Annotated in this window: 19 protein-coding genes; 11 read left to right on the plus strand and 8 right to left on the minus strand. The window is 75.4% G+C overall.

Going from position 1 to position 22,161, the window contains the following annotated elements; genetic code table 11:
* Nucleotides 1-22: 22 nt before the first annotated feature.
* Entirely contained in the window at nucleotides 23-1,402 is a 1,380-nt protein-coding gene (locus tag RMN57_RS29285; protein WP_313766282.1) for a phosphoribosyltransferase family protein, read from the minus strand.
* Nucleotides 1,403-1,690: 288 nt separating this feature from the next.
* Here RMN57_RS29285 and RMN57_RS29290 point away from each other — a divergent pair, with 288 nt between their 5' ends.
* From RMN57_RS29290 to RMN57_RS29305, 4 genes are all read left to right on the plus strand, one after another.
* Entirely contained in the window at nucleotides 1,691-2,923 is a 1,233-nt protein-coding gene (locus RMN57_RS29290; RefSeq protein WP_313766283.1) for a hypothetical protein, read from the plus strand.
* Between the two features lie 181 nt (nucleotides 2,924-3,104).
* Nucleotides 3,105-3,701 carry a hypothetical protein gene (locus tag RMN57_RS29295; RefSeq protein ID WP_313766284.1) on the plus strand — a complete coding sequence of 199 codons (597 nt, stop codon included), beginning with the start codon at nucleotides 3,105-3,107 and terminating at the stop codon, nucleotides 3,699-3,701.
* Nucleotides 3,698-4,108: a hypothetical protein gene (locus tag RMN57_RS29300; protein ID WP_313766285.1), complete on the plus strand. Its 411-nt coding sequence runs from the start codon at nucleotides 3,698-3,700 to the stop codon at nucleotides 4,106-4,108. The genes RMN57_RS29295 and RMN57_RS29300 overlap by 4 nt, the downstream gene beginning before the upstream one ends.
* 285 nt (nucleotides 4,109-4,393) lie before the next feature.
* Complete coding sequence (locus RMN57_RS29305; RefSeq protein WP_313766286.1) at nucleotides 4,394-4,618, plus strand: hypothetical protein; 225 nt, start codon at nucleotides 4,394-4,396, stop codon at nucleotides 4,616-4,618.
* Between the two features lie 114 nt (nucleotides 4,619-4,732).
* Here the strand turns inward: RMN57_RS29305 and RMN57_RS29310 are convergent, their stop codons facing one another.
* On the minus strand, nucleotides 4,733-6,940 hold the full coding sequence (locus RMN57_RS29310) for an ATP-binding protein (protein ID WP_313766287.1): 2,208 nt from the start codon (nucleotides 6,938-6,940) through the stop codon (nucleotides 4,733-4,735).
* Between the two features lie 244 nt (nucleotides 6,941-7,184).
* Here RMN57_RS29310 and RMN57_RS29315 point away from each other — a divergent pair, with 244 nt between their 5' ends.
* The 3 genes from RMN57_RS29315 (at nucleotide 7,185) to RMN57_RS29325 (ending at nucleotide 12,064) form a co-directional block, all read left to right on the plus strand.
* The gene (locus RMN57_RS29315; RefSeq protein WP_313766288.1) at nucleotides 7,185-7,856 is read left to right on the plus strand and encodes a response regulator transcription factor; all 672 of its coding nucleotides are present in this window, start codon (nucleotides 7,185-7,187) and stop codon (nucleotides 7,854-7,856) included.
* A gap of 211 nt (nucleotides 7,857-8,067) precedes the next feature.
* Nucleotides 8,068-10,455 carry a histidine kinase gene (locus RMN57_RS29320; RefSeq protein ID WP_313766289.1) on the plus strand — a complete coding sequence of 796 codons (2,388 nt, stop codon included), beginning with the start codon at nucleotides 8,068-8,070 and terminating at the stop codon, nucleotides 10,453-10,455.
* A gap of 289 nt (nucleotides 10,456-10,744) precedes the next feature.
* The gene (locus RMN57_RS29325) at nucleotides 10,745-12,064 is read left to right on the plus strand and encodes a M28 family metallopeptidase (RefSeq protein WP_313768009.1); all 1,320 of its coding nucleotides are present in this window, start codon (nucleotides 10,745-10,747) and stop codon (nucleotides 12,062-12,064) included.
* Between the two features lie 129 nt (nucleotides 12,065-12,193).
* On the opposite strand, the gene RMN57_RS29330 is transcribed toward RMN57_RS29325, so the two are convergent.
* A complete protein-coding gene (locus RMN57_RS29330) occupies nucleotides 12,194-13,894 on the minus strand; it encodes an acyl-CoA dehydrogenase family protein (protein WP_313766290.1) in 1,701 nt (566 codons plus the stop codon).
* Entirely contained in the window at nucleotides 13,894-14,481 is a 588-nt protein-coding gene (locus tag RMN57_RS29335) for a PadR family transcriptional regulator (protein ID WP_313766291.1), read from the minus strand. The genes RMN57_RS29330 and RMN57_RS29335 overlap by 1 nt, the downstream gene beginning before the upstream one ends.
* A gap of 191 nt (nucleotides 14,482-14,672) precedes the next feature.
* On the opposite strand from RMN57_RS29335, the gene RMN57_RS29340 reads away from it, so the two are divergent.
* The gene (locus RMN57_RS29340) at nucleotides 14,673-15,143 is read left to right on the plus strand and encodes an SPW repeat protein (protein ID WP_313766292.1); all 471 of its coding nucleotides are present in this window, start codon (nucleotides 14,673-14,675) and stop codon (nucleotides 15,141-15,143) included.
* An 84-nt stretch (nucleotides 15,144-15,227) separates the two neighbouring features.
* Here RMN57_RS29340 and RMN57_RS29345 read toward each other — a convergent pair whose 3' ends face one another.
* Nucleotides 15,228-16,622 (minus strand): class II fumarate hydratase, encoded by a 1,395-nt coding sequence (locus RMN57_RS29345; protein ID WP_313768010.1) that lies wholly within the window; start codon nucleotides 16,620-16,622, stop codon nucleotides 15,228-15,230.
* 623 nt (nucleotides 16,623-17,245) lie between these two features.
* On the opposite strand from RMN57_RS29345, the gene RMN57_RS29350 reads away from it, so the two are divergent.
* Complete coding sequence (locus RMN57_RS29350; protein ID WP_313766293.1) at nucleotides 17,246-19,204, plus strand: cholesterol oxidase substrate-binding domain-containing protein; 1,959 nt, start codon at nucleotides 17,246-17,248, stop codon at nucleotides 19,202-19,204.
* 100 nt (nucleotides 19,205-19,304) lie between these two features.
* Here RMN57_RS29350 and RMN57_RS29355 read toward each other — a convergent pair whose 3' ends face one another.
* The gene (locus RMN57_RS29355) at nucleotides 19,305-19,958 is read right to left on the minus strand and encodes a helix-turn-helix domain-containing protein (RefSeq protein ID WP_313766294.1); all 654 of its coding nucleotides are present in this window, start codon (nucleotides 19,956-19,958) and stop codon (nucleotides 19,305-19,307) included.
* A gap of 69 nt (nucleotides 19,959-20,027) precedes the next feature.
* On the opposite strand from RMN57_RS29355, the gene RMN57_RS29360 reads away from it, so the two are divergent.
* Nucleotides 20,028-20,798: an AzlC family ABC transporter permease gene (locus RMN57_RS29360; RefSeq protein WP_313766295.1), complete on the plus strand. Its 771-nt coding sequence runs from the start codon at nucleotides 20,028-20,030 to the stop codon at nucleotides 20,796-20,798.
* Nucleotides 20,798-21,106 (plus strand): AzlD domain-containing protein, encoded by a 309-nt coding sequence (locus RMN57_RS29365; protein WP_313766296.1) that lies wholly within the window; start codon nucleotides 20,798-20,800, stop codon nucleotides 21,104-21,106. The genes RMN57_RS29360 and RMN57_RS29365 overlap by 1 nt, the downstream gene beginning before the upstream one ends.
* 17 nt (nucleotides 21,107-21,123) lie before the next feature.
* On the opposite strand, the gene RMN57_RS29370 is transcribed toward RMN57_RS29365, so the two are convergent.
* Together RMN57_RS29370 and RMN57_RS29375 are read right to left on the minus strand one after the other, a co-directional pair.
* On the minus strand, nucleotides 21,124-21,444 hold the full coding sequence (locus tag RMN57_RS29370) for a hypothetical protein (protein WP_313766297.1): 321 nt from the start codon (nucleotides 21,442-21,444) through the stop codon (nucleotides 21,124-21,126).
* Between the two features lie 70 nt (nucleotides 21,445-21,514).
* Entirely contained in the window at nucleotides 21,515-22,066 is a 552-nt protein-coding gene (locus tag RMN57_RS29375; protein ID WP_313766298.1) for a GNAT family N-acetyltransferase, read from the minus strand.
* Between the last annotated feature and the right edge of the window lie 95 nt (nucleotides 22,067-22,161).

Below are 22,161 nucleotides of genomic sequence, written 5' to 3' on the forward strand. Positions count from 1 at the left end.
CCGGTGCTGTCGGCCGCCGACCTCAGGAACCGGACGGCTGCCCTCCGTCGGGTCCGGGGCCCCGGCGTCCCTCGGGGCCGGGCTCCTGCCGCCCCTCCGGGAGGTGGTGCAGGAACCAGTCGCGGGCCAGCTCGGAGACCTGGTCCAGCGTCCCCGGCTCCTCGAACAGGTGGCCCGCGTGCGGCACCACCGCCAGCTCACTCTCGCAGTGCAGCCGGGCGCGCGCCTGTCGGTTCAGGTCGATCACCGTGCTGTCGCGGCCGCCGACGATCAGCAGCGTCGGCGCGGCGACGGCGGCCAGCCGGGCCGGCCCGGCGAGGTCCGGCCGCCCGCCCCGGGACACCACGGCGCGCACCCCGTCGCCCAGCCGGGCCGCCGTCCACAGGGCCGCGGCCGCGCCGGTGCTGGCGCCGAACAGCCCGATCGGCAGGCTCCGGGCCGCCTCGTCCAGGTCGGGCAGCCGCCGGCTCACCTCGGTCAGGCGGGAGCCGAGCAGCTCCACGTCGAACACGTTGCGCCGGTCCGGCTCCTCGTCCTCGGTGAGCAGGTCGAACAGCAGCGTCGCCAGGCCCGCCCGGTTCAGGTAGGCGGCGACGAAGCGGTTGCGCGGGCTGTGCCGGCCGCTGCCGCTGCCGTGCGCGAACACCACCGCGCCGAGCGCGTGCACCGGCACGGTCAGCCGGCCGGCCAGCCGGACCCCGGCGGCGGGCACGGTCAGCTCGTGGTCCACCGCGGCCGGGGCCCGCGACCGTTCGCCGCGTGCCTCGGCCAGCAGCCGCAGCACCTCCTCGTCCGTGGTCTGCGAGAAGTCGCCGTAGAACTCGCCGATCGCGAAGAAGGGCGACGGCGTCCCGACGCAGATCAGCTCGTCCGCGACGTCGGCCAGCCGGTCGACCCAGTCGCGGGGCGCCACCGGGACGGCCAGTACGACCCGGGCCGCGCCCCTGGCCCGGACGATCCGGCAGGCCGCGCGGGCGGTGGAGCCGGTGGCGATCCCGTCGTCCACCACGACGACCGTGCTCCCGCGCAGGTCGGCGGGCGCACGGTCGCCCCGGTAGCGGCGGGCCCGGCGTTCCAGCTCGGCGCGTTCGAGCCGCTCGACGTGGGCGAGCTGTTCGTCCGTGACGCCGGCGACGCGCATCACCTGGTCGTTGAGGACGCGGATGCCGTCCTCGCCGATCGCGCCCATGCCCAGCTCGGGCTGGTAGGGCACGCCGAGCTTGCGGATCACGCAGATGTCCAGCGGGGCGCCGAGGGCGTCGGCCACCTCGGCGGCCACCGGGACGCCGCCGCGGGGGAGGGCGACGACGACGGTCTCGGGGGTGCGCAGGTGGCCCAGGTGGGCAGCCAGGCGGCGGCCCGCATCGGTGCGGTCGGTGAAGTGGGTACCGGTGACGTGCATGGCGCGGCCTCCGAATTCCACCGTACGTCGCCCGCTCGGCGGCGGCGGGGGCGGGAGGGGGCCCGGGTGGACAGGGCCCGGGTGGACGGGGGACCGGGTGGACGGGGGACCGGGCCGGGGCGTGTCCCGCGAGGGGCCGGGCGGCCCGGGAAGGGACGGGACGGACCGGGACCGGCCCGGATCCACCCGGGCCGCCGCGACCGGCCGGAAGGGGAACGGCGGCTCAGGTGCCCGGGGCGTCGGGCGGCGCACCGTCGTGGTCGGAGCACAACCCGCAGGAGGACCACGATGCACCCCGGTGCCGCCTTCGACCGCCGGCTTCAGGCCGGCCCCGCGAACTTCCCGCTGGCCGTGCGGTGCGGCGAGTCGTCCTGGACGGAATTCGCCGACCGGCTCGCCGCGTTCCGGGCCGACCGGTTCGTGCTGGTCGGCGACGGCGCCGCACCCGCCGAGTACGTCGCCCGGATCCACGCCCTCGCGGCCGCCCTGGCGCCGTGCACCGGCCTCCTCCGACCCGACGAGGCCCCGGTACTCCCGCCCTCGATCGCCGGGCCCTCCGACCCCGGGGGCTCGTCCGACGCCGCGGAGCCGGAGGGCCGCACGGTCGTGATCGCCGTCGGCGGCGAGCGGGCCTGCCGGGTCGCGGCCGACGTCCGGCTGCCGACCACCCTCGCCGCCGCCTGCGGCCCCGCACTCGCACTGCTGCGCCCGCCTCCCGAGGCGCGCAGCCTGCCCGCCCGCACCGCGCCCGCCCTGGTCTGGGTCCGCAGCGACCTGCTGGCCGCCCGTCCCGCCGCCGAGACGCGCGCGGGCATGGTGACCGTGATCCGCCACGTGCTGGCCGTCTGTCCGGCCCAGTACGACGCGCTGGCCGGGGTCCTGCGCCCGGACGCCCGGTACACGCCGCACGCCCTGGCCGCCTGCCTCGCCCTGTGCGCGGACGCCCGGGCCGCGCTGGTCGGCTTCGACCCGTTCGAGACCGGCCCCGCCCTCGCGCTCGGCTACGGCAGGCGCCTCGGCGAGGCGGTCCGCGCGGCCGCCGACGGCGCCGGCCGCGCGATGCCCGATCCGGGGGACGCCGAGGCCCTGGGGCTCCTCCTCGCCGCCGAGATCGCCGTCCACCTGGGCCTGCTCGACGGTTCCGCGGCATGGGCGCACCGCGAACTGCTCGCCCGCAACGGCTCGACGACCACCCTGCCGGGCGGCGCCGACCCCGGGGCGGCGGTCACCCTCGCCGCGGCGGGCACGGTGTCCGGGGCGACCGCGGCGGCCGGTGCCTTCTCCGCCGGGAGCGCCTTCTCGGACGAGGTGGGCGCCGGCGTCCTGGCCGAGGCCCTCGCCGTCGCCGCGCGGCCCGGTCTGTTGCTGCTCGCCGACCTCGGGTACCCGCACTGCGTCCGGGGCCGGCTGCTCACCCCGGTGGACGCCGGGGTGCTCCGGGCCGCCGTCGGCGGACGGCACCCGGCGGGCCTGCCGCACACCCGTCGCCCCGTCGCGGAACCCCAGCCCGCGGTCGTGTGACCGGACTTCGCCGCCGGTGCGGACACCCGGCAGGAGGCCCCGGGACGGCACGGGCGAAGGGCGGGAACGCCGCGGGAACAGGACAGGACCCGGTCCCCGTGCGGCCGGGACGGCGGGCGCCGGACCGTGGAGGACGAGGACGGACCAGCACGGTCCGCCGGAGACCAGAAGGAGTCCCGTCATGACGGGCACCGTCATCACCGACCTCCGCCGACGCGGAGCCGTCGACCCGAGCCGGGTGCTGAGCGGCCCGCTGCGTGCGGTCGGACTGCAGTGGCTCGACCCGGGCCGCAGTACCGAGGTCACCGCGGAAGGCGTCGAGCACGCGCTCTACGTCACCGCCGGTGCGGGCACCGCCACCGTCCCGGACGACGACCCGGCGCAGGCGGCTCCCGATGCCGGGGTGCCGCTGGTCGAGGGCACCGCGCTGACGCTGACCCTCGGCGAGCGGACGGTCCTGACCGCCGGTACGGCCGGGCTGGAGTACTTCCACGCGATCCTCGCGGTGGCCGGCCGACCGGCCGGACCCCGGCCCGCCGCCGGCCGGCCGAGTCCACCCCGCGCGGAGAGCACCGCGGGCACCGAGCCCTCGGGCGGTGAGGGCCCCACCGGGCCGGCCGCCCCCGGCGCGCCCGATGTCCCCGGCGTGCCCGATGTCCCGGGACGCACGGACGGCCCGGCCGCGAACGGTCAGGTCACGAACGGTCCGGCCGCCGACGGCCCGGCCACGAACGACCCGGAGAGCTCCGAACGCCGGAAAGGAGGCGAGTCGAGGTGATCGTCACCCCTGCCTCGTCCGCTGCCGCCGTCATCCTCGGTCCGCACGGTGAGCGGGTGCGTCTGCGCTGCCTGGCGCGCCGCTCACTGATGACGGCCGCCTGCGAGTCCTTCGACCACCTGCGGCTCAGCCCCGGCGCCCGTCACGCGCTGCCCGGGGAGGCCGAGAGCGAGACCGTTCTCCACGTGCTGCGCGGCTCGCTCCTCGTGGGCCGCACGGCCGACGAGCCGGTCCACCTCGCGGCCGACGGCGACCTGCTGCTGGCCCGCCGGTCGACCCCGGTCCGGCTGGAGGCCGGGCCGCTGGGCGCCGAGCTCCTCTGCCTCACCCTCGCCGCACCCCGCCGCGCCGGCGCGACCGGGCAGGTCCTGGCCCGCCGCCGTGCCGAACGACGGACCCGCCCGTGAGGCGTCCGCCCGCCCGGTCGTCCGGCCGCCCGGCCGGACGACCGCCCCGACCGACCGGATCCCACCGTCCTGCCCGCCCCGGCGCCACCGCCGGGGCGGGCTTCGTCCGTGTCGGCACGTCACCGGCCCGGCGCCCCCGCCGTCGCGATCGCGGCTCCGGGCCGGCCACGCCCCGCGATGGGACCGGAACGGGACGGCGGCCCCATGTGCCCGGGGCGGGCCCCCGCGCATGGTGAGGGAAGAGCGGCCGATCGCTCGACCACTCGAAAGATCTGGAGCAATCCCATGAGTACCAGCACAGCCACCAAGGCGCTCCGTCTGGCGACCCTGCTGGCCGGCCTCACCACCGCCGGCATCGCCGTGAAGTGCGCCATCGCCGACGCGATCAGCGCGGCGGGGTCCGGCACCCCCTCCGGCACCTCCTCACTCACCGGCCCGGCCGAGCGGAAGAAGCCGGGCGGGGGAGACACCCAACGGTGCGACAACGGAGAGCCGCCGCCCTGCCACTGACCACCCTCCCCCCGACGACGTCCGCCCCCGGCACCACCCAGGTGCCGGGGGCGGACCGCGCCTGCGTGGCGCAACGGACGGAAGGAGGCCCGGACGGACGCGGGCCGCCGGGCCTCAGACCCGCGCCGGGTCCTGGGCCCGCGAGGGGTAGCGGGGGAGCACCGCGAGGACCTGCGTCCCGCGCTCCAGCGCGCCGACGGTGCAGCTGCCACCGATCTCGGCGGCCCGGTCCGCCATCGACTGCAGCCCGACCCCGCCGCCGGTCCGGGGGCCGCCGTCCGGGGAGCCACCACCGGTCGGGGAGCCGCCGTCCGGGAGTGCGCCGCCGTGCGGGCCCGGCGCCGACGGGCCCGGGAACCCGATCCCGTCGTCCCGGACGGTCAGCGTCAGCACCTCCTCGTCCACCCGGAGCCCGACCCGGACCGACGTGGCCCGGGCGTGCTTCAGCACGTTGTTCAGCGCCTCCGCCGTGATCCGGTAGACGGCCACCTCGACCGCGGCCGGCAGCTCCGGCAGCGGTTCGGGGGCGAGCTCCGTGGTGACGGCCAGCCCCGTGCCGCCGAACGTGGCGGCCAGCTGCCGCACCGCGCGGCCGAGCCCGACCTCGCTCAGCGGCGCCGGCCCGAGGCGGTCGGTGATCCGCCGGACCTCCTTGATGGCCATCGCCAGGTCCGCCGAGATGCCGCGCAGGGTGCCCGCGAGCGGGGCCTCGGTGGAGACGGCGGCCCCGGCGTTGTCCACCCGCAGCCGCAGCCCGGCGAGCGCGGGCCCGAGGCCGTCGTGGATGTCCCGCCGCAGCCGCCGGCGCTCCTCCTCCCGGGCCGCGACGATCTGCTCCCGGCCGGCCTGCAGGTCCTTCTGCAGGCGCAGCGACGCGACGGCGGGCGAGGCCTGGTCGGCCAGCGTCCGGAGGATGTCGGTGTCGGTCGCGTCCAGCTGCTCCTCGCCCTCGCGCAGGCCGACGGTCAGCTGCCCGATGGTGCTGCCGTGGTGGACCAGGGCGAAGGAGCTCCGGGAGCCGTCGCCCGGCGATCCGACGGCCGCCAGCGGGCGGAGCCCGGCCCGGGTGCTGACGGTCAGGGCGACCCACGGCAGCCGCAACTCCTCCGCGACCGTCGCACAGAGCGCGGCCGGCAACTGCTCCGGGTCGACCACCTGCCGGACCTGCTCGGCCAGCGTCCGCAGCACCTGGTAGGGCTGGGCGCGTTCGCCGTAGTACAGCCGGTCGACCAGCTCGACGGCCCACCGCGCGGCGCGTGGCAGGCCGGAGCCCAGGACGAAGACCAGGGCGATCAGCAGCAGGGCGGCCGCGCCGCGCCCGGGTACCAGCCAGCTCGACAGCACGGCGGCGAAGACCACGAACAGGGTGGTCAGCCCGGTGGCGAGCAGCAGTCCGCTGAGGATCCGCCGGGCCGCCCGGTCGAGCCGCCAGCCGCCGTTCCTGACGACCAGGTAGGCGATGGCGACGGCCCAGACCAGGCCGGCCGCGGTGAAGATCCCGTAGAAGAGCCAGTAGTTGTCGGTCTGGAACCGGCTGTAGGCGTCCTGGGCCCCCGCCCACAGCAGGTAGGCGGCCAGCATGAGCCCGAGGTAGCGGCGGTTCGCGGGGGCGGCGCGCACCAGGCGGCTCAGCAGCACCGCCGCCGCGATGCCGACCAGGAGGTAGAAGACCTTGTCGTCGTGGACGCCCACCCGCTCGTAGAGCGTCATCAGGAACCGGCCGGGAGGGGTGTCCGCCAGCGGGTTGTCCCTGCCGAACAGCCGGCTCTCGCCCAGGTACGACGTGTACACCGGCACCTGCCAGAGCGCGACCGCCCCGATGTAGATCCACCACCGGCGGTCGGTGAGCCGGCCGGAGGGGAGCAGGAGCGGCAGGACGAAGAACAGCGTCTCCCGGGCGGTGTCGCAGACCGCCTTGAGCGCGACCGCGGTGCCCACGACGGCGGGATCGGTGACCTCGACGGTCACCGGGGCGGCCACCGCCTTGGGCAGGATCACGGCGAGGCCGTAGAACAGCATCACCCAACCGAGTGGACTGCCGGGCCGGTGCGCGTGCAGCATCATTCCGGCCCCGGCGGTGGGCAGCGCGTAGGCCAGGACGGCCAACTGGTCCCGGGGCGCGACGACCCGGGGATCGCCGAGGTGGGCGAGGACGTAGCAGCTCCACAGGGTGGCGAGGGCCAGGCAGAGGCACGCGACGGCGGCGGCGGCCGTCAGCCGGCGTTCGGCACGGGTGCGCGGGGCCGTTCGTCGGAGCCCGGCGGGCAGTCCCCGCCGGGGTCGGGCGGAGGCTCCGCGCCGGGGAGTGGTCACCGTGGTCATGGCACCCCTTGCAACGGTTCGGGTGTGGCCCGCCGACGGCCGTTCGCCGCGCGCCGGTCACCAGTCTGGGCGGCCCACCGTCCCGGGCGCATGAGGCAGCGGTCTCGTCCGGCCGGTGGCGGCGGTACCGTCCCCGGGCGGTCGGGCCGGCACCGGGCCCGCACCGGGTCGGTGGCCGGGTCGGATCGCGCACTGCGCGCATGTCACGGAAAGTCACTGGCGTGTCGCTGGTAGTGTCGGCCGGGTGGATGAAGAACCGCGGGGCGGCCTCCCCGTCCGTGTACTGATCGTCGACGACCACCCGCTGTTCCGGGAGGGCTTGCGGGCCGCCCTGGAGAGCGCCGAGGGCATCGCCGTGGTGGCGGAGGCCGAGCGCGCCGGGGACGTGCCGGATGCGGTCGCCCGGTCCGGCCCCGACGTGGTGGTCATGGACCTCTCGCTGCCGGACGGCTCCGGGCTGGAGGCGGCCCGCCGCCTCGCCGAGCAGCAGCCGTCCCCGCCGGTGCTGATGCTGACCATGGCCGACGACGACGGCAGCCTGCTGGCCGCACTCCAGGCGGGTGCGCGCGGCTACCTGGTCAAGGGCGCCGGCCGGGAGGAGGTGCTGCACGCGGTGCGCACGGTGGCGGCGGGCGGGGCGGTGTTCGGCGCGGACGTGGCCGGCCGGATCACCGAGCTGCTCGCCGGCGCGCGGCTGCGCGAGGCCGGGCAGCTGTTCCCGGCGCTGACCGCGCGCGAGGCGGAGGTGCTGGACCTGGTGGCGCGGGGGCTGGACAACCGGCGGATCGCCCGCGAGCTGGTGGTGGCGGAGAAGACGGTCCGCAACCACGTCACCCACATCTTCGAGAAGCTGCACGTCGCGACCCGTGCCGAGGCGGTCGCCCGGGCCCGCGACATGGGGCTCGGTGACGGCTGACGCCGGCGGGGCGCGCACGGCGGCACCCGCGGACGCGGACGCCGGGCGGGGTGCCGGGTCGGCGCGGGCCGCGGCCGTGCCGGCGCGGGACCGCGTGCAGCCGGTGCGGTCGCCCGGGCCGGGCCGGTCGCCCGGGCCGGGGCCGGAACCGGACCGCCGCCCCGCGTGCCCGGGACCGCAGAACGCCGAGGATACGGGGGAGGAGGCCCAGATGACCGAACCGGCGGCGGCTGCCGGGACCCGACCGCCCGACCTGACCCGGGCGTACTGGGTCTGCGGATTCACGCTGCTCTCCGGCCTCGGCTGGGTGCTGCTCGCCCTGATCCACCAGGACGAGGCCTGGGCGGAGCCGTTCCTGCTGCACGACGGCCAGACGGTGCTGCTCGGCTTCGGCTTCGCGCTCTCGGGCGTGCTGATCCTCGCCCACCGCGCCGGGCCCGCCGACGCACCCGGGGCCGAGGCCACCGACGCGCCGGGCCCCGCTTACCGGCTGGGCGCCAGTGACACACCGGGCACCGCTTACGCACCGGGCGCCACTGGCGCGCCAGGTGCCACCGGCGTACCCGGCGCCGCACCGGGGGGCGGGGCTCCGGCCGACCGCGGGCCGGCCGCCCCGCCCTCGCGGAGCCGGACCGGCCGCAGCCTCGGTGTGGCGATGCTCGCCGCCGGCTTCGGCGGCTGCCTCTCCCGCTTCGTCCTCTTCGCCGGCGCCGCGGTCGGGGCCGGCGAGGCCGTGCAGGTGGTCGGCGCGGCGCTGCTCCTCGCCTCCGTCACCCTCTTCGTCTTCCTGTCCATCGCCCTGCCGCTCTGGCTGCCCGAGGGCAGGCTGCCCGGCGGCAGGCCCGGCCGGGTCTACCTCGCGGCGCTGGTGGTGTGGAGCGCCTGCCACGCCTGCGTGGTGCGGCTCGGCGTGCCGCTGCCCTACGTCGGCGACGTCCTGGTGCCGAGGGGCGAGGGGCTGCCGCTGGGCGAGTGGCCGGCCACCCTGGTCTCCTGGACGCTCGTGGCCGTCAACCTCACGGTGGCCGCCGTCCGGTGGCGCCGCTCGCCCCGGTCGCGCCGCACGGTCACGGTGGTCCTGGTCCCCTACCTGGTCTGGCTGATCACCACCAACCTCGCCCTCCGGCTCGGCAGTACGGAGAGCTTCGCCGCCGCGGCCTACTTCACCGGATCGGCGCTCTGGATGCTCGGCGCGGTCGGCTACGCCTTCGCCCGCGACCGCTCCCGCTACCTGGACCGCGCCACCCGCCGGATGCTCAGCGTCCTCGCCCTGGTCGCGCTGCTGATCGCCGGCTACCTCGGCATCGCCCTGCTGCTGCGCCGCGCCCTGCCGAACGCCGGCACCGCGGGCGCCCAGCTCCTCGCCGCCGGCGCGCTGACCGTCGGCGGGCTGCTCGGCCCGGCCACCCGCTGGATGGTCCGCGCCGTCGACCGGTTCTACTACGGCGACCGGGCGCGCCCCTACCAGGTGGTGCGGGCCCTGGCCGAACGGCTCAGCCGAGCCGTCAGTCCGGCCGACGCGCCGCCGCTGCTCTGCGACACCGTGGTCGGCGCGCTCGGCCTGCCCGGTGCCCGCGTCGTCCTGCGCACCCGGGGCGGGCCGCACGAACTCGCCTCGGTCGGCACCGTCGGCCCCGGCAGCCAGGTGTTCCCGCTCAGCTACGAGGGCGCGGTGATCGGCGAGCTGCACGCGCCGCCGCGCGCCGGCCAGCGCGAACTGGACGCCCAGGACCACGAGGTGCTGCGCTTCCTCGCCGACCAGGCGGCACCCGCCATCGCCTCGCTGCGGATGTACGAGGAGCTCCAGGCCGGGCGGCGCCAGATCGTGCTGGCCCGGGAGGAGGAGCGGCGGCGCCTGCGGCACGACCTGCACGACGGGCTCGGTCCGACCCTCTCCGGGCTCCGCCTCGGCGTCGACACCGCACGCGCCGCCGTCCCCGAGGACTCCCCGGCCGCCCGCTCGCTGCACGCCGTGTCGGCCGGCATCGGGCAGGCGATCGTCGAACTGCGCCGGATCACGGAGGGGTTGGCGCCCGCCGCGCTCTCGGGCGGCGGCCTGGCGGGAGCACTGCGCAGGCTGGTCGACGGGCTGGACGGGGATCGCGTCCGGCTCACCCTGGTCCTCGACCCGGAGCCGCCGCCCGCGCTGCCGGCGGCCGTCGAGGTGGCGGTGCTGCGGATCAGCGGCGAGGCGTTGAACAACGTGCTGCGCCATTCGGGGGCCTCCCGGGCGCGGTTGACGCTGCGGGTCCGGCCGGACCGGGTGGAGGTGGAGGTCCACGACGACGGGCGGGGGTTCCCGGCGGGAGTGGGCGCGGTGGCGGGTGCGGGGGCCGGTGCCGGGATCGGCGCGGGGGTCGGTGCGGGGGTCGGCGTGGGGGTCGGTGCCGGGATCGGTGTCGGGGAGGGCTGGGGCGTGGGCGACGGGTGGGGCGAGGGCGAGGGGCGGCCGGTCGGCTCGGGGCTCGGTCTGCGGTCGATGGCCGAGCGGGCCGAGGAACTGGGCGGCTCCTTCACCGCCGCCAACTGCGACGGAGCCGCCCTCGTCCGAGCGGTGCTGCCCCGGACGCCGGAGCAGCAACCGGCCGTCGAGCGGTAGCGGGTAGCAGCGGCCGGCGGGCCCCGCCACCGGCCGTACGGGCCCCGGCGCGGTGCCGGCGCAGTCCCCGCCCCGGCACGGCCTCTTGACGGAACCGCAGGTTGGCCCAATCATCATGGTCGCGTCAACTTTGCGTCCCGGCCCCCGACTCCACCGGGCGCTCGCCCCCATGCCCCTCCGAGTGCCCACGCCGTCCGCGAAGTGTCGCGCTTCCGTTCTGCCCCACCAGAAACCGGAGCCTTCCGTGACCGAGCGTGCCCCGCGGCGATCCCGCCTGCGCCGAACAGTCCTGTCGACCGGAGCGGTCGTCGCCCTCGCCGCCGCCCTGATCACCCCGGCCGCCGTCGCCGGACCGGCGACCGCGGCACCCGTTGCCGACGCGGTCACCACCGCGACCGCCGCTGCCGCGGCCCCCGACATCCCGGTCGCCAACGTCAAGGCGCACCTGGCCCAACTGCAGTCGATAGCCACCGCCAACGGCGGCAACCGCGCCCACGGGCGCGCCGGCTACAAGGCCTCGATCGACTACGTGAAGGGCAAGTTGGACGCGGCGGGCTACACCACCACGCTGCAGACCTTCAGTTACAACGGCTCGACCGGCTACAACCTGATCGCCGACTGGCCGGGCGGCGACACCTCGCACGTGGTGATGGCCGGCGCCCACCTGGACTCCGTCACCGGCGGTCCGGGCATCAACGACAACGGCTCGGGCTCGGCCGGCGTGCTGGAGACCGCGCTGGCCGTCTCACAGGCCGGTCTCAAGCCCACCAAGCACCTGCGGTTCGGGTGGTGGGGCGCCGAGGAGTACGGCATGGTCGGCTCCAAGAACTACGTCAACGGCCTCTCCTCCGCCGACCGTTCGAAGATCGACACCTACCTGAACTTCGACATGATCGGCTCGCCCAACCCGGGCTACTTCACCTACCGCTACGACTCCGCGCTGGACGCCCTGTTCCGCGACTACTTCGCGGGCCTCGGCATCGCCACCGAGCAGGACTTCGAGGGCGACGGCCGCTCCGACCACGCCCCGTTCCAGAACGCCGGGATCCGGGTCGGCGGCCTCTTCAGCGGCGCCGACTACACCAAGACCAGCGCTCAGGCGGCGAAGTGGGGCGGCACGGCGGGCCAGGCGTTCGACCGCTGCTACCACTCCTCCTGCGACACCAGCGCCAACATCAACGACACCGCGCTGGACCGCATGAGCGACGCGATCGCCTACGCGATCTGGACCCTGTCGGCCGGCGACACCACCCCGCCCTCCGGCACCGTCTTCGAGAACACCGCCGACGTGCAGATCCCCGACAACGGCGCGGCGGTCACCTCCGCCGTCGCGGTGACCGGCCGGACGGGCAACGCGCCGGCCGCCCTCCAGGTCGGCGTCGACATCAAGCACACCTGGCGCGGCGACCTGGTGATCGACCTGGTCGCGCCGAACGGCACCAGCTTCCGCCTGAAGGGCTCCAGCGGCAACGACTCCGCGGACAACGTCCAGACCACCTACACGGTCAACGCCTCGGCGGTGCCGGCGAACGGCACCTGGCAGCTCAAGGTCCAGGACGTCGCGTCGCAGGACACCGGCTACATCGACAGCTGGAAGCTCACGTTCTGACACCCGGCCCGGGAAACGATCCGGGGGTGCCGGTCCGCCGACCGACACCCCCGGCGTCATCGCGTCGCAGCGGTGGGCGCGCCGCCCTCGGCGCCGCGCCCACCGCTGCGTGCCCGCAGCCGCAGCCGGCTACGGCTGCATCTCGTAGGCGCCCGACAGCGCCTCGACGCGCTCCCAGACCCGGGCCGCGCGCTCGCCGTCGGCGACCGGGCGGCGCACGTGCGCCAGCGCCCAGGCGGCCTGCGCCTCGGTGGTGGAGGCCTTGCCGTGCAGCTCGGTGGCGTGCGCGGAGAAGTCCCGGACCAGCGCGTCGAAGATCTGGTCCAGCACGTCGGCGTCCAGCCCGGTCTCCGCGGCCTGCTCCAGCACCAGCTGGCCGTAGACGATCAGCGCGAAGAGCTGGCCGATCTCCAGCAGGAAGTCCAGGTCCGCCTGCTGCGCCTCGCTCGGCGCGTTCTTCAGCAGCAGCTCGCAGAAGCCGTCGGCCTGCTCGCGGAAGCGCGCGACGTTCGGGACGTGCGCGTGGGCGTCGTACGCCGTGCGCCAGTCGTGGAAGCGGATCGCGCCGAGGCCGCGGGCCGGGCCCTGGCGGAACAGGAACTCGTCGTCGGCCGCGTCCAGCCGGCGCGGCACCGGGGCGTAGTCGGCGGGCGCGAACAGGTAGTTGGCCATGAACTTGAGGATCAGGGCCAGGTTGACGTGGACCGTGCCTTCGAGCTTGGGCAGGCCGCGGATGTCCTTCGCCGCCTTGTCGAAGTAGGTGTCCGCCTCGAAGCCCTTGGCCGCGATGACGTCCCACATCAGGTCGATGACCTTCTCGCCCTCGGTGGTGACCTTCATCTTGGTCATCGGGTTGAAGAGCAGGTAGCGGCGGTCCTCGGGGGAGGCCGTGCGGAAGTAGTCCACCGCGCGGTCGGCGAACAGCTTCATCGCGATCAGGCGCGCGTAGGCGTCGGTCAACTCGCGGCGCACGTGCGGGAAGTCGGTGACGCGCTTGCCGTAGAGCACCCGGTTGTGGGCGTGCGTGACGGCCTCGTACATCGCGTGCTCGCAGATGCCGACGGAGGCCGTGCAGAGGTTGAACTTGCCGACGTTGACGGTGTTCAGCGCGGCGTCGAAGGCGGCCTTGCCGGTGTGCAGCACGTCCTCGGCGCGCACCGGGTAGCCCTCCAGCCGGAACTCGCTCACGTACATCTGGGCGTTCACCACGTTCTTGACCAGGTGGTACGCCTCGTGGCGGCTGTCGGCGGCGAAGAAGACGTAGCCCTCCGGGCCCTCGACGTCGGAGCGGCGGCCGAACACCGAGACCAGGCCCGCGACGTTGCCGTTGCCGATGTAGTACTTGGAGCCGGTGGCGGTGAAGCCGCCCTCGCCGTCCGGGGTGAGGATCATGTCCGTCGAGTAGATGTCGGCGCCGTGGCTGCGCTCGGAGAGCCCGAACGCCATGACGTGACCCTCCGTCAGCAGGCGTGCGGCACGGGCCCGGACGGCCTCGTTCTCGCTCTGCCAGACCGGCCCGAGGCCGAGGATGGTGACCTGCCAGGTGTACCAGTAGCCGAGGCCGTAGAAGCCGAGGATCTCGTTCAGCTCGGCGATCCGGGCGGTGTCCCAGCGCTTCTCCGGGTCGGCCGCGGACGGGGTCAGGAACTCCGCGAACAGGCCCTCCCGGGCGGCGAACTCCAGGAAGTCGGAGTACCAGGTGCGGTCGACGTAGGTGTCGATCAGCGCCTTCTTGCCGCGGGACTCGAACCAGTCCACGGTCGCGCGCAGCAGCCGGCGGGTCGGCTCGTCGAACTGCGCGGGGTCGTAGGTACGCGGGTTGAAGAGCATCACGGGCTCCCGGGGGTCGAGGGTGGGGTGGCGCCGGAGTCGGTCCGGGCGGCCAGGCGGTTCAGGGTGGCGAGCACGTCGTCCAGCCAGGCGAGGGTCATCCGCTCGTACTCGATGCCGCCGCGCAGCACGACGTGCTGCAGCTCCTGGCGGGCGTCGAGTGCGGAGGGGTCCGGGAAGTCGCGCTGCTCGCCGTGCAGGTAGCGGGCGAGCAGGGCGGCGTGGCCCTCCCGGTGCCGCTCGACCTCGGAGACCAGGGCGGCGGGGTCGTCGAAGGCCGCGGCGCGGATCTTGACCGCCAGCTCGTGGCGGACGGTCTCCGGCTCGACCGGTTCGCGCAGCCAGGCGGACAGCGCGGTGCGGCCCGGCCCGGCGGCCGAGTACACCTTCTTGTCCGGCCGGCCGTCCTGGGCGACCTCCTCGACCGAGACCCAGCCGTCCGCCTCCATCCGCCGCAGCACCCGGTAGATCTGCTGGTGGGTGGCGGTCCAGAAGCGCCCGATGGAACGGTCGAAGCGGCGGGCCAGCTCGTAGCCGGAGCCGGGCTGCTCCAGCAGCGAGACGAGGATCGCGTGCTCCAGTGCCATGGCGGCATCCTGCTATGCAACGAATTGCATACGCAATGGCGGACGGTCACGGTGAGACGCAGCTCACCCACCGCTCGTGACGCGGGCGGGGCAGGGTAACTTCCCTGGTCAAAAGGTGCAAAACGGTGGATCGGCGCCAGAATGGTACTGGGCTAGCGCCTTCCATGGTCCAGACCTAGGAGGTGGTATCGGTGTCTACCCAGATTCCGATGGGCATGGAGCACCATCCGGACATCGTCGAACTGAGGGAGCAGTACGAGCGGCTCACCCTGACCCCGCGCGCCCAGGCCGTCGAGGCCCTGGCCGTCATCGCGGGTCTGTTCCTGGCGGCATCGCCGTGGATCGTCGGCTTCACGGCCTTCAACACGCTGACCGTCACCTGCCTGATCGTCGGCCTGGCCTACTGCCTGCTGATGGCCGGCTACGGCTCGGCGTACGAGCGCACCCACGCACGGGCATGGGCGGCAACCCTGCTCGGCGCCTGGACGATCATTTCCCCCTGGGTGGTCTCGGGAGAGGTCGACCGCGGCAAGAACATCGTCACCTGCCTGATCACGGGCGCCGTGATGTTCCTGCTGGGGCTCGCCGCGATCTCCATGGCCACCATGACGTCGAACGGAGCATCGATGCGGCGCGGCCGGGCGGGCCGGGCCAAGGGCTGACCCCAGGGCAACCCGACACCGGGGCGCGGAGCGGCGGAGACCGCCGTCCGCGCCCCGGCGCACGGGTTGTTCCCGTCCCGCTGACTACGGCCGCGTCATCCGCAGGACGTCCAGTGCCTCGTCCAGCTGCTCCCGGGTAAGCAGCCCCTGCTCCAGGTAGCCGCGCTCCAGCACCACCTGGCGGATCGTCTTGCGCTCGGCCAGCGCCTGCTTGGCGACCTTGGCGGCCTCCTCGTACCCGATGTACCGGTTGAGCGGGGTGACCACCGACGGCGAGGACTCCGCGTACTCGCGGGCGCGTTCGACGTTGGCGGTGACGCCGTCGACCGTCCGGTCGGCCAGCAGCCGGGCGCTGTTGGCGAGCAGCCGGATCGACTCCAGCACGTTGCGGGCGATCACCGGGAGCATCACGTTCAGCTCGAAGTTGCCGCTCGCACCGGCCACCGTGACGGTGGCGTCGTTCCCGATCACCTGGGCCGAGACCATCAGCACCACCTCGGGCAGGACCGGGTTCACCTTGCCGGGCATGATCGACGAACCCGGCTGCAGGTCCGGCAGGTTGATCTCGCCGAGCCCGGTCCGCGGGCCCGAGCCCATCCAGCGCAGGTCATTGGCGATCTTGGTGAACCCGACCGCGACGGTGCGCAGCTGGCCGCTCAGCTCGACCAGGCCGTCCCGCGCGCCCTGGGCCTCGAAGTGGTCGCGGGCCTCGGTGAGCGGCAGGTCGGTGGCCCGGGCCACCTCCTCGATGACGGCCGCGGAGAACCCGGGCGGGGTGTTGATGCCGGTGCCCACCGCCGTGCCGCCGAGCGGCAGTTCGGCCACCCGGGGGAGGGTGGCCAGCAGCCGCTCCCGGCCGTGCCGGACCTGCGCCGCGTACCCGCCGAACTCCTGGCCGAGGGTGACCGGTGTGGCGTCCATCAGGTGGGTCCGGCCGGACTTCACGACCTCGGCGAACGCCGCCGACTTGCGCTCCAGGGCCTCCGCCAGGTGCTCCAGCGCCGGGATCAGGTCGTGGGTGACGGCGGCGGTCGCCGCGATGTGGATCGAGGACGGGAAGACGTCGTTCGAGGACTGGCTGGCGTTGACGTGGTCGTTCGGGTGGACCGGCCAGCCCAGCCGCTCGGACGCGAGGGTGGCGATCACCTCGTTGGTGTTCATGTTCGACGAGGTGCCCGAGCCGGTCTGGAACACGTCCACCGGGAACTCCGCGTCCCAGCGGCCCTGGGCGACCTCCTCCGCGGCCGCCGCGATCGCCTCCGCGGTCTCCGCGTCCAGCACCCCGAGCCGGGCGTTCACCCGGGCCGCGGCGGCCTTGATCCGGGCCAGCGCCGCGATGTGCGCGCGCTCCAACCGCTGGCCCGAGACCGGGAAGTTCTCCACCGCCCGCTGCGTCTGCGCCTGCCACTTCGCCGCGGCCGGCACCCGCACCTCGCCCATCGAATCGTGCTCGGTCCGGTACTGCTGCTCGTCGCCCATCGCGCGCTGCACCTCCTGGGAGGTCCCGCGGCCGCTCACGGCCCGGGGCCCATCGCTGTCGGTCCTGCTCTTCGATCACCACAGCCGCGCGGGGGCCCCGGCTATTTCCGTCCGGCCGCCCCGGTTGATCACACGCCGGTGGGCGGGTCCCGCGGCGGGCTCGGCGCGACCACCTCGGCCGGTGGCCGGCCGGGCGCCGGCCGAGGTGGTCGTGGGTGAGGGACGTGGTGGGGCGAGGTGTGTGTGGGCGACGGGGATTCCGGAGGGATCCGGGCGGTGATCTCGGCCACCGCGGGGCGGTACGGGAGAAGCGGGCAACTGTTCACTCGAAGGAGTGAAGATCGCGACGTCGGGCCGCTGAGTCGCCGTCACGCTCCGTACGCTCGGCCGCGGGCTCGGGGAACGGGAGTGCGGCAGTCCGGTTCCCGGGTCGGTGCGGCCGGCGGCCGGCCCCGGCGGGAACCGGGCCGGTCGGCGGGACGGCGCGTCCGCGGGCATCGGGCTCCGGTCCGCGCGACCCGCCGGGCGCGGCGCCGCAGAGCGACACCTCGGCAGACACGGACACGCGGCAGACACGGACAACGGCACCCCGCCGAACGCGGGGCCGGCAACCAGGGGGCGGCATGACGGCGGGACGGCGGTCGGACGGCGGAGCGGCGGCTCGGGGCGGGTTCGGTGCTCGGGGCGGGTTCGGGGCCCAGGGCGGGCCCGGTGCTCAGGGCGGGCCCGGCGGAGGTGGCCGGCCCGGCGAAGAGCCCGGCGCGGTCGAGGGGGCCGGCGCCGGCACCGGTCTGAGCCGGCGCAGGCTGCTCGGCGCCACCGCCGCCCTCGGCGGTGCCGTCTGGCTGCTCCGCGGCACGGTCGGCCCGGACAGCGCCCGGGCCACGGAGCCGGTCCCGCCCGGACTGCCCGCCGACACCGAGCTGTACCGGCGCGTCTACCAGAACTGGTCCGGCGAGGTCCGCACCGACCAGCTCTGGACCTGCGCCCCGCGTACCCCCGAGGAGGTTCCGAGGCTCGCCGACTGGGCCCGCGCCAACGGCTGGCGGCTGCGGGCCCAGGGCCACCGGCACACCTGGGCCCCGCTCACGGTCGCCGACACCACCCCGGAGTCCGCCCGCGTCCTGCTGCTGGACACCACCCGCCACCTGACCGCGATCACCGCGGACTCGCCGAGCACCGTCCGGGTCCAGACCGGCGCCACCATGGAGGACCTGCTCGCCCACCTCGCCGGCCGCGGCCTCGGCCTCGCCCACTGCCCCGCCCCCGGCGAACTCACCGTCGGCGGGGTGCTCGCCATCGGAGGCCACGGCACCGCGGTGCCCGCCGTCGGCGAGATCCGCCCGGACGGCCACGGCTACGGTTCGGTGAGCAACCAGGTCACCCGGCTCACCGCCGTCGTCCACGACCCCGCCACCGACCGCTACGCGCTGCGCACCTTCGACCGCGCCGAGGCCGACAGCGCCGCCTTCCTGGTCCACCTCGGCCGGGCCTTCGTCACCGAGGTGGTGCTCCGGGCCGGCGCCGACCGGCCGCTGCGCTGCGTCAGCCGGGTGGACATCCCGGCGACCGAACTGTTCGCCCGCCCCGGCACGGCCGGTCGGCCGCGCACCCTGGCCGGCTTCGTCGACCGGGACGGGCGCGCCGAGGCGATCTGGTTCGCCTACACCGACCGCCCCTGGCTCAAGACGTGGAGCGTCGCGCCCGACCGCCCGTTCGGCTCGCGCGCCGTCGACGGGCCCTACAACTACCCGTTCTCCGACAGCATTCCGGAGCCGGTCGCCCGACTCGCCGGCCAACTCGTCGCCGGAGCCTGGGCGTCGGCCCCTCTCTTCGGCCAACTCCAGTACCTGATCGCCAAAGTGGCCCTCACCGGGGACATCACCGACGTGCTGCTCTCCGGCACCCTGCTGCGCGACCTGCTCACCGGTGACGTTCTGACCCATCTGCTCGCCGGCGGCCTGCGCTCCGACCTCTGGGGCCCCTCGCGCACCCTGCTGAACTACGTCCGCCCGACCACCCTGCGGGTCACCGCCAACGGTTACGCCGTGCTCACCAGGCGCGCGGACCTCCAGTGGGTCGTCGCCGAATTCGCCGATCACTACCGGACGTTGCTCGCCGAGTACCGCGACCGCGGTGAGTTCCCGGTGAACGGCGCGGTGGAGATCCGGGTCACCGGCCTGGACGACCCGGCCTCGTCCGGGGTGCCGGGCGCCCGGCCGCCGCTGCTCTCCGCGCTGCGCCCGCGCCCCGACCGGCCCGAGTGGGACACCGCCGTCTGGCTCGACGTGCTCGCCCTGCCCGGCACCCCCGGCCTGCACCGGTTCGCCCGCGACCTCGAACAGTTCCTGGTGCGCACCTTCGACGGCACCCGGGCCGGCCTGCGCGTCGAGTGGTCCAAGGGCTGGGCCTACACCGAGGACGCGGCGTGGGATGACCCGGACGTGCTCGGCCGGGTCATCCCCGCCAGCCTCCGCGAGGGCGGCGGCCCCGGCTGGGACGAGGCGATCGCCGTCCTGGACCGCCACGACCCGCACCGGGTGTTCGGAAACCCCTTCCTGGACCGGCTGTTGACCGGCTGACCGGGCAGGGGTGCCGGGCGGCGGGCTCCGTCGGCCGCGCCGGGTGGGCCGTGTGGGCCGTGTGCGGGCCGGCTGTGCCGGGGGGGGCGGGCATGTCGGGTCAGATGTGCTCCATCACGATCACGGCCAGGGTGCCGGGCTCCAGGGCGCGGAAGACGTGCGGGGCGTCGCCCGGGTAGCTGACGTAGTCGCCCGGCAGCAGCTCGACCGGCGCCTCCGTCGGCCCTGCCAGGGCGCGTCCGGCGCCGAGCAACAGGTGCTCGACGGTGCCCGGCATGTGCGGGTCGGAGGCGCGGGTCTCGCCCGGCTGCGCCTCGATCCGGAAGATGTCGCGCCGGGCGTTCGGCGGACAGGAGGCCAGCAGGGTGGCGGCGTAGTCGGCCCGCTCGGAGTGGGTGACCGGCCCTTCGCCGGCCCGGATCACCCGCACCACGGGACGCGGCGGGTCGACCAGCCGGCTGAACGGCACGTCCAGGGCGACGCCGAGCGCCCAGAGCGTCTCGACGCTGGGGTTGCCGGCGCCCGCCTCCAGCTGGGAGAGCGTGGACTTGGCGATCCCGGCCCGGCGGGCCAGCTCGGCCATCGACAGGCCGACCCGTTCGCGCTCGCGCCGGATCGACGCGGCGATCAGGGCGATCAGGTCGGAGCCGGACGCGGCGGGCGTGGCGGGCGTGGCGGGCGTGGCGGGTGCCGCTGTCGCGCCTGCGCCCGGGGCCCCGCCGGTGCTCGCGTCGCCTTCGTTGTTCACGCTCATCAGCGTTCGCTCCACTGGTCGATGCGTTCGCCTTGACGAACGACAGCCGTACGGTTCACTCTACTGGACATGCGTTCGCTCCTCCGAACACTCGATGCCGGCACGCTCCGGAACGTCGCGCTGGTCTGCGTCGCCGACGCCCTGGTCGGTGCCTCGTTCGGCGCCATCGCGGTCTCGGGCGGCCTGCCGCTCTGGGTGCCGGTCGTCATGTCCGTGCTGGTCTTCGCCGGCGGCTCGCAGTTCGCCGCCGTCGGCGTGGTGCTCTCCGGCGGCGGCGCGCTCGCCGCCGTCGCCACCGGTCTGGTGCTCAACGCCCGCCTGCTGCCCTTCGGCTTCACCGTCGCCGACCTGCTCGACGGCCCCTGGTGGCGGCGGCTGGTCGGCGCCCACCTGATCACCGACGAATCCGTCGCCTTCGCCCTGCTCCAGCCGGACCGGCGCCGTCGCCGGGCGGTGTTCTGGCTCTGCGGGCTCGCCCTGTTCCTGATCTGGAACGCCTCCGTCGTCCTCGGCGCCGCCGCCGGCAGTCTGATCGGTGACACCGACGCCCTCGGGCTCGACGCCGCCTTCCCGGCCGTCCTGCTCGCCCTCGTCCTTCCCTCGCTCGGCGACCGCCGCACCCGGACCGCCGCCCTGGCCGGCGCCGTCGTCGCGGTCGCCGCCACCCCGTTCCTGCCGGGCGGTCTGCCCGTCCTGCTCGCCCTCGTCGGCCTGCTCTTCGCCTGGCGCGGCCCCGTCGCGCGGTCGGCCGGCGCGGGGTCGGCCGGAGCGCCGCACGCCGCCGCGCAAGGCCCCGCCGGAGCCGGGCGACCGGCCGACGTCACCGAGGAGGCCCACTGATGCCGCTGCTCGCCGTCCTCCTGCTGGCCGCCGGGACCTTCGCGTTCCGCGTCGCCGGTCCCGTCCTCGGCCACCGCCTCACCCTCTCGGACCGCCTGCGGCACCTGCTCGGCGTGGCCGCCGCCGTCCTGCTGGTCGCCCTGGTCGCCACCGGCGCGTTCACCCGGGGCCACGACTTCGCCGGCTGGGCGCGACCGGCCGGGGTCCTGGTCGCCGGGGTGCTCGCGGTGCGCCGCGCGCCGTTCCCGCTCGTCGTGCTCGGGGGCGCCGCGACCACCGCGGTCCTGCGCCTGTGCGGGATCGCCTGACGGATCGCCGGCCCGGGTCAGCCGGCGGCGCCGTCGGCCAGGCGCTCCTGCTGGATCTCGGGCCGCTTGCTGTCCCAGAGCAGCTCCCACACCTTGAACACGCAGTGGTAGTCCCGCACGCTGCCCTTGGAGATCAGCAGGTAGGTGTCGCCGTCCCGGAGCAGCGTGCGCTGCCGGCTGTTGAAGGGATGCTGCGGCGTGTACGTCGGGACGATCCGCTTCAGTTCGGCGAGGGCGTCCTCCCGGGTGCCCTCGACCTCGGCCAGCACGTTGGTGCCCCAGATGCGGTCGTTGCCGACACCTTCGGTCTCCTGGACGACCAGTGCCCAGCGTGCCATGTCCCACCCCTCGTTCGGCCTGCGAAGACGGCCATCCTAAGTCGGGCCTCGGGCCGGCTGCCGCGCCCCGCTACGCCCCGTCCGGTGCCCCGGAGGCGGCGGTCAGCTGCTTGAAGAAGACGGTGGTCGGGTGCGAGACGCCCGCCGGGTCGGTCGCGAAGTCGGGCACGGTACCGACCCGGGTCCAGCCCGCCGCCTCGTACATCCGCTCGGCCGGGCTCCCGGTCTCGGTGTCGAGCACCAGCAGCCGGATGCCGCGCTCGGACGCGCCGGCCTCCAGGGTCGTCAGCAGGCGTCCGGCCAGCCGCTGTCCCCGGTCCGCCGGGTGCACCATCAGCTTGGCCACCTCCCCGCGGTGCCGGCCGTTGGCGGGAACGGCCGGACGGAGCTGCACCGTCCCGGCGATCCGGCCGTCGGCCTCGGCGCGGGCCGTCCAGAGCAGCAGCCGCCCGGCGGCGACGTCCGGGACCAGCGCGCGCCACCAGCCCGCCGCGCCCTCGGCGTCGAGCGAGGAGAGGAAGCCGAGCGAGGCGCCGGCGCCGACGGTCTCCAGCAGCAGGGCCGCGAGCTGTCCCGCCGCGCCCTCCAGCTCGTCCGCCGTCAGCCGCTCGACTGTGTACATGCTCACTCCCTCGTCGCCTGCGGTCCACGGCCTGCCCCGGTGCGCGATACTCGCCGGTACCAGCACCGCGATCAGTACCGCGACCAGCCCGGACC

Source organism: Kitasatospora sp. CM 4170, from assembly GCF_032110285.1.
Classification (GTDB): Bacteria; Actinomycetota; Actinomycetes; order Streptomycetales; family Streptomycetaceae; genus Kitasatospora; species Kitasatospora aburaviensis.

Bases quoted from the DNA above. Each gene is read 5' to 3' on its own strand.
- RMN57_RS29285 (WP_313766282.1), bottom strand. From the start codon at position 1,402: ATGCACGTCACCGGTACCCACTTCACCGACCGCACCGATGCGGGCCGC.
- RMN57_RS29290 (WP_313766283.1), top strand. From the start codon at position 1,691: ATGCACCCCGGTGCCGCCTTCGACCGCCGGCTTCAGGCCGGCCCCGCG.
- RMN57_RS29295 (WP_313766284.1), top strand. From the start codon at position 3,105: ATGACGGGCACCGTCATCACCGACCTCCGCCGACGCGGAGCCGTCGAC.
- RMN57_RS29305 (WP_313766286.1), top strand. From the start codon at position 4,394: ATGAGTACCAGCACAGCCACCAAGGCGCTCCGTCTGGCGACCCTGCTG.
- RMN57_RS29310 (WP_313766287.1), bottom strand. From the start codon at position 6,940: ATGACCACGGTGACCACTCCCCGGCGCGGAGCCTCCGCCCGACCCCGG.
- RMN57_RS29320 (WP_313766289.1), top strand. From the start codon at position 8,068: ATGACCGAACCGGCGGCGGCTGCCGGGACCCGACCGCCCGACCTGACC.
- RMN57_RS29330 (WP_313766290.1), bottom strand. From the start codon at position 13,894: ATGCTCTTCAACCCGCGTACCTACGACCCCGCGCAGTTCGACGAGCCG.
- RMN57_RS29335 (WP_313766291.1), bottom strand. From the start codon at position 14,481: ATGGCACTGGAGCACGCGATCCTCGTCTCGCTGCTGGAGCAGCCCGGC.
- RMN57_RS29345 (WP_313768010.1), bottom strand. From the start codon at position 16,622: ATGGGCGACGAGCAGCAGTACCGGACCGAGCACGATTCGATGGGCGAG.
- RMN57_RS29350 (WP_313766293.1), top strand. From the start codon at position 17,246: ATGACGGCGGGACGGCGGTCGGACGGCGGAGCGGCGGCTCGGGGCGGG.
- RMN57_RS29355 (WP_313766294.1), bottom strand. From the start codon at position 19,958: ATGAGCGTGAACAACGAAGGCGACGCGAGCACCGGCGGGGCCCCGGGC.
- RMN57_RS29360 (WP_313766295.1), top strand. From the start codon at position 20,028: ATGCGTTCGCTCCTCCGAACACTCGATGCCGGCACGCTCCGGAACGTC.
- RMN57_RS29365 (WP_313766296.1), top strand. From the start codon at position 20,798: ATGCCGCTGCTCGCCGTCCTCCTGCTGGCCGCCGGGACCTTCGCGTTC.
- RMN57_RS29370 (WP_313766297.1), bottom strand. From the start codon at position 21,444: ATGGCACGCTGGGCACTGGTCGTCCAGGAGACCGAAGGTGTCGGCAAC.
- RMN57_RS29375 (WP_313766298.1), bottom strand. From the start codon at position 22,066: ATGTACACAGTCGAGCGGCTGACGGCGGACGAGCTGGAGGGCGCGGCG.